Raw genomic sequence first — 13,933 nt, forward strand, 5'->3', positions numbered from 1 at the left:
GCAGTTATCGTCATTCTGTTTAAGACATTGTTGGTAATTAAACCAATGAGCTACAGCTATAAAAGCCGATCCTATTAAAGTAAGCGCTTTTTCGGCCACCTCATGCCCTAGTAATACCGCACATATCATAAAGGCTAACCCAATAACGCCGCAGCCCATATAACGTAAACGCTTGTGCTTTTTACAGCCTAGGCTTAATGCTAATAAACTCGTTGGTAATACCGCCGCTAGGATCCATAAATGAAACTGCTCGCTATCTATTTGTAATACAGCAAAGCTAGGCAATAACGCTAATATAACTGGGGTTGCAAAACAATGCACTGTGCACATTACCGACAGCCCAATAGCCATACGATCCATAACACTTTGACTCGACTTCATTACTTCCTCTTCTGATCATTTTTAAACCAAGGGCTTTGCCGCTTGGTTTATAAGGCCCGTTATAGTAACAATTATGAATTACTATTGATACATTATAACGTTTCTCGCATAATTGATATAATATAACATCCAACAAGGTAGTCAAATGAAAAATAAATCACAATTAGCTGTGCTCATTGCAGCTTTATTACCTGCAAGTGTGCTGGCAAGTACGCTTGAAGGGGTTGTATTAAACAACCAAGATAAAATAGTAACTAATGCAACAATAGAAGTTGAAGGCTCAGACCTTAAAGTAACCACCGACGAAAATGGTAAATTTGTACTAACCGAGCTAAACAATGGCTTAAAAGAGCTTCATATTGTAGCCCCGGGTTATGCGCACCTTCATCGCGATATAACAATAACGAATGATGAAAACCAGTCAGTTACGTTTAATTTAAAGCGCTCGCCGATTGAAGTTATTGATATTGAAGCAACCCCTATTCATATGTCGGCAATGGAATCTGCCTCACCTGTTAGTGTTTTATCTGGTGAACAACTAAGGCGCCAACAAGCTGCAACCCTTGGGGATAGCCTTGAAAAACTCCCAGGCGTTAACACTAACTTTCATGGCAAAGTAGCCAGTACCCCTATTATTCGTGGTTTGAGTGGCCCGCGTGTACTTATTACTCAAAATGGCCTTGATGTAAGCGATGTGTCGCGCGTTGGCCCCGATCACTCTGTTGCATCAGAAGCCTCTACCGCACAACAAATTGAAGTATTACGCGGCCCTGCAACACTATTTTATGGTAGCGGAGCGATTGGTGGCGTAGTAAATGTGGTAGATAACCGCGTACCAACCGACAGCACAACACGCGGCGAGTGGAACCTAGAACATAACTCTGCTGATAACCAAAAAGTGGCCTCGTTTAACGCCACCACAGGCACAGACTCAGTGGCTTTTTATGCCGATGCGTTTTGGCGTGAAGCCGACGACTACGAGGTACCTGTAGCGGCCGATATAGATAGTGACGGTGAAGAGCATAGTAGCGATTACAAAGTTGAAAACAGTAATGAAGAGTCTGATGGTTTTACTGTTGGCGCTAGCTATTTAATGGATAACGGCTTTATTGGCATAGCAGTAGAGCAATTTAATCGTCAATACGGTATTCCGGGTCATACGCATGGCGATGAAGAGGAAGAACACAGCGACGACGAAGAAAGCGTATTTGCCGATTTAGAGCAAACTAAAGTGCAATTATTAGGTGAATACAACCTAGATAATAAATGGCTAAACAAAGTCAACCTGCGCGTAGGCCACACCGACTACGAACACGCTGAAATTGAAGGTGGCGCTGTAGGCACCACATTTAAAAACGAAACCAACGAACTTCGTATAGACCTCATGCATAACCAATTTAGCGAGTGGAATGGCGGCATTAGCTTTCATTACAAACAAAGCGATGTTGAAGCACAAGGCGAAGAAGCCTTTACGCCTCCATCAGAAACCGAAAGCTTTGCTGTAGCGCTGATGGAAGAAAGGCACTTTGGTGATTTTTTAGTGCAGCTAGGTGGGCGTATTGAGCGTGTAACCATTGAATCAGGCGACGTATTACTAGCAAATATTGACGCTCATGCACATGATGAAGCAGAGGAAGCCGACGAGCATGATCACGACCACGAAGAAAGCACAGAAACCACTCGTGTATTTGACGTAGAGCATGAATTTACGCCAATCAGTTTATCTGCAGGCGTAGTGTGGGATTTTACCCCTAACTATAATTTAGGGCTTTCTGTATCGCGCTCTGAACGTGCGCCTTCGGCTTCTGAGTTATTATCGTTTGGACCGCACATTGGTACTGGCACTTACGAAGTAGGCGCACTGTTTGATTTAGATGAAGACGGCCATTTGGGTTTATCTAGTCAAACAATTGATTTAGAAACTGCCAATAATGTTGATTTAACCCTGCGTAAAACCCAAGGCGATGTTGGCTTTATTTTAAATGCCTTTTACAACCAAGTAGATAATTATTATTACCAAACAAACACCGGTTTATATGCTGAAAGTGGCCACGATCATGGCGATGAAGAAGAGCATGATCACGCTGATGAGCACGACCATTCAGCAGAGCTACCAGTTTACTTATTTAAAACAGACGATGTGATTTTACACGGGTTTGAAGCGCAAATTGCGTGGCAATTAACCGATGAATTTAAAGTAGATTTATTCTCAGATTACGTTCGTGCACGCCTTAAAGACGGCGGCGATTTACCCCGCACTCCACCGCTTCGTTTTGGTAGCGAGCTAAGCTACCAAACAGATAAACTCAGTGCGCATATTCACGTTACTCGCTATCAAAAGCAAGACCGCACCGCCCCACAAGAAACATCAACTGACGGCTACACATTGGTTGATGCAAGCATCTCTTACGACCTTTCAGTATTAAACCAAGATATGTCTGTTTACCTGCGAGGCAGCAACTTAACAGATACAGAAGCACGCGTGCACAGCTCGTTTGTAAAAAATATAGCGCCACGTCCAGGACGTAGTTTTGCGCTAGGCATTCGCGGTTATTTTTAAGCGTTAAAAAATTATAATTAAAGGAAATAAACATGAAAAAACTATACAAATTAAAGCTTATTGCGCTGGCCATTAGCACTACATTTATTACAGCCTGTGGCGATGCAGAAACCAATATTGTAGAAAAAGATCCTATTGTTGTAGAAGACGAGCACGATCATGACGATGATGATCACGACCATGATGATGGCTACACAATTGACTCATTAGGCAGATTAGCGGTGCTTGCAGGCAATAGCAACGAAGCCAGCTTTTATGACCTTGATGACAACACTTTACTTGAAACATTTACCCTGACGAACGATTCAAACACGCTGTCGTCATCACCTGATTTTCGTTATGCCGTTATTGCAAGCCGCGCACAAGATTACTTAGGCTTTATTGATGGTGGATTATGGCGTGAAGACCATGGCGAGCATTTACACGACTACGAGCAAAGCCCAGCGGCTAGCAGCTATGAGCTAACAAGTGGCAGCCGCCCTACTCACCTTGTAAAACATGACGGCCAATTAGCTATTTTTTATGATGGTGATGCAGACTCAGGCACGGTTGCCTCTGTTGAAGTATTAACAGATAACGACATAACCAGCGCAACAGCAACACTACCGGGTATTAGCTACGATATTAATATGCACGGTGTAGCAGAGCCTCGCGGTGAACATTTATTATCAACACTTCGCCGTGATGACAGCGAAAGCACATCGGTTGCTAAAGTACTGCCAGATCAAGTAGGTGTTTATCATTTTCATGATGGTGAATACGAGCTTGAACAAACCTTAGAGTTAACATGCCCTGATTTACACGGCGCGGCACAAAACCACGACTACGTAGCATTTGGCTGTAGCGATGGTGTGTTATTAGCCCACCAGCACGATGATGAATACGAAGCTGAAAAAATAGCGAACATAGCAGCCGTTGGCGATTTACGTATTGGTAGTATTTATGGCCACGAAAATAGCGAGGCCTTTATTGGCGTAGCGTCTGGCCATGGTGGCGGCGAAACCGTAATTGTCACTATTAACCCTGCAACAGCCCAAATGGAAGAACTAGAGTGGCAACTAGCCGATGGCGCAAGTGCTGTGTCGTACTCTTTTTCTGCCCATGGCGAGCACTTTTTAATATTAGACAGCTTAGGCTTTTTAAATGTATTTAGCGCACACGACCATGATGGCGAAATGCATTGGGAGCTTGAAGGTCAAGTTGATATTACTGAGCAAGATATATCAACCATGCCAGAGGGCATGAACTTTAGCATGACAGTGGCGCAAAATGGTCAGTTTGCTTATGTAGCCGACCCGATTGCTCAGCATGTTGTGCAAGTACACCTTGAAGACTTAGAAATTGAGAGTGAGGTTGAGCTTACTTTTGCGCCTAGTGCAATTACTTGGCTTGGTATTGCGCAAGAGGAAGAAGAAGACGATCACGACCACTAATTTTATTCTTTAAAAAGAGTACTCCCTTGAAGGTTGGCGTTTTAATGCCAACCTTTTTTATTCACATTTTGTAACAGACCTTTTATCGCAAGTACATCGCTATTTATCACCTTATTGTTATGATGTAACAGCTATTAATATAGGATGTAATCCCATGAAAAAATTAACAACATTGGCGCTTGCCTTGGCTGCAGTTATTGCACCGAGTGTATCGGCCTATGAAACTAAAGACACACGCTTACTACGCCTTCCTGATATTCATAACCAAAACGTGACCTTTGTTTACAGCGGCGATATTTATATTGCTAATACACAAACCGGCGAAAGCAAACGTTTAACCGACCATATTGGTTTTGAAACATTTCCTAAGTTTTCTCCTGATGGTAAGCGCATTGCGTTTTCGGCTGAGTATAACGGCAGCCGCCAAGTATATGTGATCAACAGCGATGGCTCAGGCCTTAAGCAGCTTACCTACTACAACGATGTTGGCCCAATGCCGCCGCGTGGTGGTTTTGATTACCGCGTTTTAGATTGGACTGCTGATGGCAAAAATGTGGTGTTTAGAGCTAACCGCACACCGTGGGGCAAACGTATGGGCCGCCCTTATATGGTCCCTGCCGACGGTGGCCTTGAGCAGCCTTTAGCTATTCCAGAAACGGGCGGCGGTATGCTCTCGCCAGATGGCAGTAAGTATGTTTATACGCCCATTGACCGTGAGTTTCGTACTTGGAAACGCACCCGAGGCGGCCGTGCGCAAGACGTATGGGTTTATGATTTAGAAAATAACACCTCAGAGCAACTGACCACTAACCGTGCAACCGACCAGCAACCTACTTGGGTTGGCGACAACATTTATTTTGTATCGGACCGTAATTACACGCTAAACCTTTATCAATACCGTAAAGGCAATGAGCCTAAAAAGCTCACCAATTTTAAAGACTTTGACGTACTTTGGCCCTCAGCAGGCCCTAATGCGGTTGTGTACGAGAATGGCGGTTACTTATATCGCTTTGACGCAAAAACACAAAAAAGCACTAAGCTGAGCATTAACATTGCCGGTGTTCGCCAATACGCTATGCCGTACAGTAAAAATGTAAGCGACTTTATTGACTCTATGTCGATTTCTCATGATGGCAAACGTGCTGTATTTACAGCCCGTGGCGAGCTATTTAGTGTACCTGTTAAGCAAGGGCCCACGCGTAACTTATCGTACACTCAAAAAAGCCGCGAAATAGACGCAAGCTGGTCGCCAAATGGCCGTTACATTGCCTACATGAGCGATGAAAGCGGCGAGTACGAAATTTACCTAAAAGATCGCAGTAAAAATAATGCCATTAAACAACTCACTAGTAATGGCACTATTTGGCGCTTTACTCCTATTTGGTCACCCGATAGCTCAAAGCTGTTGTTTGCAGATAAAAACCACACACTGTGGTGGTTAGATGCAAAATCGGGCAAGCAACACAAAATTGATACTGGTATTTACGACGAAGACGGCATTACTCAATATACGTGGTCGCCTAATAGCCAAGACATTGTGTATGTTAAAAATAACGAAAACCGTTATGCCTCACTATGGCACTACAACCTTAAAAAGAAAAAGGTAACTCGCCTAACAGACGAAATGAGTAACGAGCAAAACCCAACCTTTTCGCCAGATGGTCAATACCTTTACTTTAGCTCTGAGCGCGACTTTAACCTTGCCTTTAGCAGTTACGAGTTTGACTACATGTTTAACCGCGCCACCCGTATTTATGCGGCCGCAGTAAACGATAGCATCAAACCGCTTATTGCCTTACAAAGTGACGAAACCACGATTGTAAAAGATAAAAAAGACGAAAAAGAGGACGATAAAAAAGTTAAAAACGCACTGCAAAGCAGCGACTTTATGCAGCGTGTTACCGCACTTAATGCACCCGCGGGCGACTACCGTGGCTTAACTGCAGTAAAAGGCGGCGTACTGACACTTGCTAATGGTGGTTTACAACTTATAGGCACCGAGCACGATAGCGAGCTAGAAACCGTTGCTAAAGGTGTTAGCAATTACACTATATCGAGCAACAGCGAGCACCTGCTTGTACGTACAAGTGGCGGTTACAGCTTAATTGAGCCTAAACCAAAGCAAGACCTAAACGCCAACAAGCTCGATTTAAGCAAAATGACGCTTAAAATTAACCCACAAGCTGAGTGGCAACAAATGTACGTAGAAGGCTGGCGCACCCTGCGCGACTGGTTCTACGACGAAAACCACCACGGTCAAGATTGGGATGCTATTTTAGCTAAATACCAACCTATGGCTGATGCTATTAGCCACCGTAGCGACCTTGATTACGTACTAAGTGAAATAGCCGGCGAAATTAACGCAGGCCATATTTATGTGCAATCGGGTGATATGCCAAAAGCCGAACGTAAAAACCACGGTTTATTAGGGGCTAAGCTTGAAAGCGATCCATCGGGTTACGTAAAAATAGAGCAAATCTTCAAAGGTGAAAACTGGCACGAAGACTTCCGCTCACCACTGGGTACTACAGGCGTAAAAGCACATAACGGCGATTACATAATTGCGGTAAATGGCCGTTCGGTTAAAAACGTTGCTAACTTTTACGAACTCCTTGAAAACACTCAAGGCGAGCAAGTAGAGCTAGTGCTAAATAGCAAACCGCGTAGCAAAGGCGCATGGCAAGTAACTGTAAAACCTGTAGCCAGTGAGCAAGGCCTACGTTATTTAGAGTGGGTTAACTCACGTGCAGCCTACGTTAATAAGCTATCAAACGGGCGTATTGGCTACGTGCACCTGCCAAATACCGCGTATGAAGGTAACCGCGCCATGTTTAAAAATTACATGCCGCAAACAACTAAAGACGCCATGATTATTGATGACCGTTACAATGGCGGTGGCTTTATTCCTGAGCACATGATCACCTGGCTTGCGCGTAAACCACTTAACTACTGGAAACGCCGCGGTGTTGAGCCTACCAAAACGCCACAGTTTGCACACGACGGCCCAAAAGCCATGCTAATAAACGGCTATTCAAGCTCAGGCGGTGATGCAATTCCTTACTACTTCCGCCAAGCGGGTTTAGGTAAGCTAATTGGTACGCGGACATGGGGTGGCTTAATTGGTATTTCTGGCAACCCAAGCCTTGTAGATGGCGGGCAAGTCATTGCAGCTACTTTCCGTATTTTAGACAACGATGGCAACTGGATTATAGAAAACGAAGGCGTTGCACCTGATATTAAAGTGGTTGATCGCCCGGAGCTTATTTATAAAGGCCAAGATCCATCTATAGAGCGTGCTGTACAGGAGTTATTAAAGGAGCTTAAAGCAAACCCTAAGCAACCTTTAGTCGTGCCACCAGCACCTTCTAAGTTTTAACTTATTAGCTTATAAAAACCCTGCAAATTTGCAGGGTTTTTTAATGACTTGGATTTAATGACTTATATGTATTAAGGCTTAGCTTTTTCTCCAGCCGCTCCATACGTCATCTTTGGGGTTAGCTTTGTTTTTCTTCTTTTTCTTGCCAGTGCCAGCTGGCTTTGCCATTGGCTTATCGTTTTTAAGTGCTTTCGCTGCATCAAGATTTGCTTGGTTTAGCGCAAAACCCGTTACTTCCTCACGCTCCAAACGGAATTTGTTCTTCTTTTCGATTATTTTAAAGTGATGAAAGTCTTCATAATCAATTAACGATAACGCTAAGCCAACTTCACCGGCACGGCCGCTTCGGCCAATACGGTGCATGTAATCAGCGGGGCTACGCGGTAAGTTAAAGTTAATAACAACAGGTAGTTTGGCAATATCTAAACCACGGGCTGCAATATCAGTGGCTATAAGTACGTCTATTTCGCCCGCTTTAAATTTTTCTATTACGCGAGTACGCTCACTTTGGCCTTTATCACCATGAAATACCTGTGCGTTAATACCACGCTTTTCAAGCTTACCTGCTAAGTGCTCACAGTCTTTTTTAGCGTTTACAAAAATAAGTGCTTGGCGCCATTTATGCGCTTTAATTAAATGCGCTAAAACCGTGGTTTTTTCGCCTTTATTAACCGTAAATACGCGCTGTACTAAGGTGCTTTCGTCTTTACTTTGAACTTGTATTTCAACTGCGTTGGTTAACAGCTCTTGCGTTAATTGAGTGACTTGCTCCGGGAAGGTTGCTGAAAACAACATAGTTTGTTTTTTAGCAGGCATTAACGCTAATAGCTCGGCAAGCTCTTCGGTAAAGCCAAGGCTTAACATGCGGTCGGCTTCATCAAGCACTAAGGTTGTTACTTTATCGAGCTTAATCGCATTACTTGAGATTAAATCGAGCAAACGCCCTGGCGTTGCAACAATAATATCGGCGCCGCCACGTAGAGCCCGCATTTGTGTATTAACCGACACACCACCAAATACCGCCACCGTTTTAATGGCGCCATTAAAGTGTGCAGAATACGATTTAACGCTATCAGCCACCTGCGTTGCAAGCTCACGGGTAGGTACTAAAATAAGCCCAGTGACAAAATTACCTTTGCTCGCTGTTTTTTTAGCGCCTTGCTCTACAAATAACTTTTGTAGCATAGGCAAAGCAAATGTTGCTGTTTTACCTGAGCCAGTATTTGCCCCCGCAATTAAATCGCTACCAGCCAGTACACTTGGAATCGCCTTAGCTTGAATTGGCGTAGGTTGGCTGTATTCCAAATCGGTTAAACGCGCTTGTAGCTCTGGAATAAGGCCAAGATCGTTAAAGGTGCTAGGGCTGGTTGCTGAGGTCATGAATAGTACGGGCTCATTGCTAAAAAAGTAGCCTGTAATTTTAGCGTATTTGATGCTTATTAAGTAGGGATTAGTGATTTTAATGTTTTGAGGTAACAGCTGCGTGTTGTAAGTAATAAACTTGACTTGATAATATTGGTACTTCATCAGGTCAAGTTTTCTAGAGCGAAGGTTCACGCTCTAGAAAAATAATTTTTTCCTTAAACAAACCTTGGTGGACTCAACTTAGTTCGTGGCTATCAATTTTATTATTTAGCTAATAATTTAACCCACTTATCTTTGTAAGGTGATTCGGCCATCAAGGCATCTATATACTTAATTAACTCATCATATTTTTCTTTAATTTCTGCCTCAGTCAACATGTTTTTCAATTTGGGTTTTATCCACTCACAAAACTTATCTAACTTCTCTTCGGATACAAAAATTATACCTTCAGTAGAATACCCACTTTTAGGGGTTGTAAATAAATGGGGCAAAAGCATGTATTCGTAATCACCTACTCCTGTATCAAATAAATAATTAGCATTTAACGTGGTGGACTTATCTAGTACTAATGATTCAAAACCTATAGGAGGTGGCAGCAAAAATCTAGAGTTTGAATTACTTTTTGAGTTTGCTTTCATTAAAGCTGAAAGCAAAGCATTATTGTTATAAGGTTGTGATGGCTTTTGTTTTTTACAGCAATAAACTAAATCTGTTTTTTGATTTTTAAAGTCACCTGATTCAATTACTTCAATTGTATTTACTCCATACCTTACTTGCCACTCTTTAAATAATAAACATTTTATCAAATCATCATAATCAGGGTGATTCCCCAAATAGATATCACAAATAGAAACGTTATCACCATTAAGGTTTTTTTCTCCAATTCTTAATAGCTCTCCATTTAAATACTCGTCTAAAGCTTTATCAGCAACCTTATATTTGAGCCAAAATTTATCAAAACGATTAAAGTCATCAGATAACTTTTCCCAAGGATTATTACTAGAATCCATTAAAGCCATGGCATTTAAAAATAAAGAAAAATGTATTTTAAACTCTTCTTTAACATCTGAGCTCTCTTGATTAGCTTTCAAATTTCCGACTAACTTCTCAGAAATATGGAAAAGAGAATTTTCAATAACTTGTATCAGTTTTGCACTAGCCTCTTTGTTTATTTCATCTCTATTAATTGAAAGCCAAGCACCAGCTTTACCTGAAAGTAAATTTATCGTTATATCTGCAAAAAGAAATCTGATATTTCCAGAATCAAATTCCTGTCCACGATATAAAGTTTTAACCCGCGAAAACCGACTAGTAGGGTAAAAAAGTAGCTCGACTTGTTCACCTCCTAAATCTATAAAATATCCTTTTTTTTCTTCACCTTTAATATAAAGAGGCATAGCCTTCTGATCTTTCGCTTTATAATGACCATTAATTCTAATTGGTGAGTGTTTCGCAAAATCAACTATCGAGTCAGCAATTCGTGCTGACTCAAATGGAAACGATTCATCTAAATTTGGATCGTGGTTATCTAAAATCATGCTTTTAACACTAGGCTCTCTATGTAAACTTATACTCCAACTTGTAGCAATTTTTTTAAGCGAAAATATAATCTTAACTTCAGACCCATGTTGAGTAGATATATCATTAGGCAAACTTTTTAAAAGTGCTAACCCCTCTTTTTCACCTAGAGGGTTATATAGTTCTGCATGGCTACACTCATTAGTAAAGAGACTTTTTGATGTAATGCTCACTTTATCTGCAAGAATAAATGAACTCTGAAAACCAATACCGAATGCTCCTGATGGCTTCATCCACTCAGGCATTGAATCCACAATATCTTTTTTTGTTTTATTTTTACTAGAGCTACTAATGCTTAATAAGTATGAAAAGTCTTTAATACTGAAGCCGGTACCGTTATCTTTTATAGTTAGCTCCCATAATGAATTTTCATTTTCTTTTGGACACTCTCCCATTTCTTTGAGTGAAATTTCGATGGCTTCATTATCAATAGCATTCTTCACCTCTGGATCACTTGGGTTTTTCCATTTTTCACAACTAATCTTATTTTTATTCCTTAACCAAACACTTATTAAAGTTGCGTCGACAGCATTTTGTAAAAGCTCTCGGATACAGGCAAATTTTGAAGCATAAAGGTTACTTCCTTGTAGTAACTTAATTGCTTGTTCACTATCAAGTTTAAATTGAGGCCTTTCCCCTTCAGACAGTACTTGCTGCTGCCCACTAAGTTTCACCTGTATATTCCCTAAAGTAGGTAATAAACCAAAGCTCCTGCTAGGTGCTATTTCTTGCCAAAGGCTCATTTGCGCCTGAGTTTCTTGCTTTAACCATTCAAACCACTTATAAGATTCAAGGTAACTATCAACACTACTGCACTCTGCCGTAACCTCAATCCTATCTTTGTCTATGCGCAAATGCCTAATAGCAGCATGTTTATCTTCATGAGCCTTACTTAATGATGGTCTGCTATCACCAGCAATTTTTTTCATTACAGGACAAAAACGGTTGTCATCTAAATCCAACAAGTCGCCAATTCTTAGCATGCAGGCAACAAATCTAGGGTGGCAATCTTCTTGTCCCAATCCTGCCTCTTTATAAGGTAAGCCATTTTCACCAACAATCTCTTTAAAATTTGCCCCATGTAATGCACAAATTTGCCCAAGTATTCTGAAAAGCCTCTTAGGGATCAGCTCAGTTCTTGGGGAAGATATACCAGCGGATTCCCAAGGAGTATTTACCGTTTGCTCAGCTCTATTGGCATGTTTTCTTCTGAACCATTCAGCCATTAGCTGTCGGAAATTATCAGTGGCCTCAATGGGCGATCCCATGAATTGAAAGCTACCTATCAGATTTTCATTATCAAAATTTGAGCAAAACTCATTTAAATGATGATTTTTATCTGTAACTACGGAATCAATGTAGTGACGAAAATCAGGATCACTAAAAGCTTCTTTTAGGTCATTTTGCGGGACTACCATACCTATATCATGCCAATAAGCAGACTCTAAGATAAGCCATGTATCTGTAGCTGTTAAATTAGCTATATTTTCTTTACCTAAGATTCTTTCGATATTTATTAAAATTTGTTTGCTATGCGATTCATCATGGCGGCTGAAGTGTGGGAAAAGACTACCAATACTCTGTAAAGCTTTTGGGATTATTTTTTGATCAAATCCCCATTGGTTCACTAATAAACTTAAATCGGAATGTTCAGTTCCTTTTGTTTTTAAGTGTTCAATTAATAAATCTGCCACTTTAAATATCCTTCTTATTATGTGATTTAAAGCCTAAAGTTAGGCTTCACTTTCGCTATATACGATAATCAACAACTTAATTTTTAAAAGTTAATAGCTTAAATTATTGCCTCTTATCATGCTTTTTTAACCTAGCCCTAGTTTCTTTTAAGTAATTTATATAAGGATATGAGTCGTCTGCAATCGTTAAAGCAGACTCCATCTGCTCAAGCGCTTGGCGAGTATCCCCTTGCATTTCATAACCGTAGGACAATGCCGAAAGCGCATCAACTGATTTTGGGTGGTTTTTTATATTGTATTTAAACACCTCAATAGCTCGGGAAAATTGCTTGCTGCCCGTTAAGTTATAACCGAGCGCTCTAACAGCGCGATCTGGTGGAGATATTTGCTCGCCCCATTGTTGAGATAATGTTTGATAGTAAGCATCGATAGAGGCTACATCGTCAGTTAAAGCACTTATAGGCATTTGTTTAGGTAAAAATAAGTTGTAATAAGCATTAAATATGCCTGCAGCAGAGGTTAAACCGTGCGAGATGCCATCAAACGCATCACTATAGAAGCGTAGCTCTCGCACTTTATGCGATTGCAGTGATTGCTGTAATTCATCGTACCTTTGACGCATTATGCCGGCTTCTTCGCCTATATTGATATAAACGTAGTTATTCAGGTCTTTTGATTTATTGATGAACGACTTAGTCGCCTTTACAGATGCGCCATAGTTCCACCAAACGGCAGGGCTGTAAGCAATATGCGCTTGAAATAGTTCGGGCTTTGCCTGCAACGCATATAGCGCAAATACACCTCCAGCAGATGCGCCAGCAATCACTTTATAATTGTGCGTACGATAACTTTTATTAATCAAGGGTATAAGCTCTTGCTCTATAAATGCTAAAAACGTTGCTGCGCCACCGCCTTCACCTACCGGGCCTTGTGGCTCTTTATTCACTGTGGGGTATAAATCTCTTAAGCGATTGATGTTTTCAATAGCGACAATAATAACCTCTGGCGCACGATTATCATTTTGTAAACGCTCAATAACAGCGCTGGCAAGCGGTATATTACCCGCGCCATCTAAGCGATAAATAACAGGATATACCTTGTTTGGCTCAGATTGATAGCTCTTAGGTAACTTAACGACAACTGTGCGTTCTTCGTTTAAAACAGCCGATTTAATAGTGTGCGTGAACTGAGAGTAATCAGTACGTTGCTGTTTAGCGCCAGGTTGGGCAAAAACACTTTGTGAACTAAAAGCAAAACAGCTAACAAAACAAATGACTGCAAATAAACGCATGACTAATCCCTTAGAGAATAATAAGTTATTAAAGCTAACAGACTTTTAGGCACAAAAAAAGCGCCTTAAGCGCTTTTTTAACATTAATAAAAATATATAACCTTTTGATTTTACTCAACAGTAACAGATTTAGCTAAGTTACGTGGTTGGTCAACATCAGTGCCTTTAATTACTGCTACGTAGTACGACAGTAACTGCAATGGCAGTGTGTAAACAATTGGCGCAATAATGTCGTCAGTGTGGTTTACGTTGATT

At 41.2% G+C, this 13,933-nt stretch carries 7 protein-coding genes; 3 read left to right on the forward strand and 4 right to left on the reverse strand.

Translation table 11 applies throughout. From position 1 onward, the window contains the following. Positions 1-381, reverse strand: a 381-nt coding sequence (locus AABI99_RS15730; protein ID WP_338367034.1) for a MerC domain-containing protein, incomplete at its 3' end; no start/stop codon positions are given. A gap of 145 nt (positions 382-526) precedes the next feature. Between AABI99_RS15730 and AABI99_RS15735 the strand changes: the two genes are divergently transcribed. The 3 genes from AABI99_RS15735 (at position 527) to AABI99_RS15745 (ending at position 7,750) form a co-directional block, all read left to right on the forward strand. After that, positions 527-2,941 carry a TonB-dependent receptor gene (locus tag AABI99_RS15735; RefSeq protein ID WP_338367035.1) on the forward strand — a complete coding sequence of 805 codons (2,415 nt, stop codon included), beginning with the start codon at positions 527-529 and terminating at the stop codon, positions 2,939-2,941. Between the two features lie 32 nt (positions 2,942-2,973). Further along, on the forward strand, positions 2,974-4,374 hold the full coding sequence (locus AABI99_RS15740; RefSeq protein WP_338367036.1) for a 5-methyltetrahydrofolate--homocysteine methyltransferase: 1,401 nt from the start codon (positions 2,974-2,976) through the stop codon (positions 4,372-4,374). Between the two features lie 154 nt (positions 4,375-4,528). After that, on the forward strand, positions 4,529-7,750 hold the full coding sequence (locus AABI99_RS15745) for a S41 family peptidase (protein ID WP_338367037.1): 3,222 nt from the start codon (positions 4,529-4,531) through the stop codon (positions 7,748-7,750). A 78-nt stretch (positions 7,751-7,828) separates the two neighbouring features. Here the strand turns inward: AABI99_RS15745 and AABI99_RS15750 are convergent, their stop codons facing one another. From AABI99_RS15750 to AABI99_RS15760, 3 genes are all read right to left on the reverse strand, one after another. Then, positions 7,829-9,130, reverse strand: a complete 1,302-nt coding sequence (locus AABI99_RS15750) for a DEAD/DEAH box helicase (RefSeq protein ID WP_338367038.1) — start codon at positions 9,128-9,130, stop codon at positions 7,829-7,831. Positions 9,131-9,378: 248 nt separating this feature from the next. Further along, on the reverse strand, positions 9,379-12,387 hold the full coding sequence (locus tag AABI99_RS15755) for an ATP-binding protein (RefSeq protein ID WP_338367039.1): 3,009 nt from the start codon (positions 12,385-12,387) through the stop codon (positions 9,379-9,381). Positions 12,388-12,490: 103 nt separating this feature from the next. Beyond that, positions 12,491-13,678: an alpha/beta hydrolase-fold protein gene (locus tag AABI99_RS15760; protein ID WP_338367040.1), complete on the reverse strand. Its 1,188-nt coding sequence runs from the start codon at positions 13,676-13,678 to the stop codon at positions 12,491-12,493. Positions 13,679-13,933: the final 255 nt, after the last annotated feature.

The sequence above is a fragment of the uncultured Pseudoalteromonas sp. genome, assembly GCF_963922945.1.
Lineage (GTDB): Bacteria > Pseudomonadota > Gammaproteobacteria > Enterobacterales > Alteromonadaceae > Pseudoalteromonas.

What these genes read in the sequence shown, in the direction of transcription:
- AABI99_RS15740 (WP_338367036.1), top strand. Translation starts at nt 2,974, where the DNA reads ATGAAAAAACTATACAAATTAAAGCTTATTGCGCTGGCCATTAGCACT.
- AABI99_RS15745 (WP_338367037.1), top strand. Translation starts at nt 4,529, where the DNA reads ATGAAAAAATTAACAACATTGGCGCTTGCCTTGGCTGCAGTTATTGCA.
- AABI99_RS15760 (WP_338367040.1), bottom strand. Translation starts at nt 13,678, where the DNA reads ATGCGTTTATTTGCAGTCATTTGTTTTGTTAGCTGTTTTGCTTTTAGT.
- AABI99_RS15750 (WP_338367038.1), bottom strand. Translation starts at nt 9,130, where the DNA reads ATGACCTCAGCAACCAGCCCTAGCACCTTTAACGATCTTGGCCTTATT.
- AABI99_RS15735 (WP_338367035.1), top strand. Translation starts at nt 527, where the DNA reads ATGAAAAATAAATCACAATTAGCTGTGCTCATTGCAGCTTTATTACCT.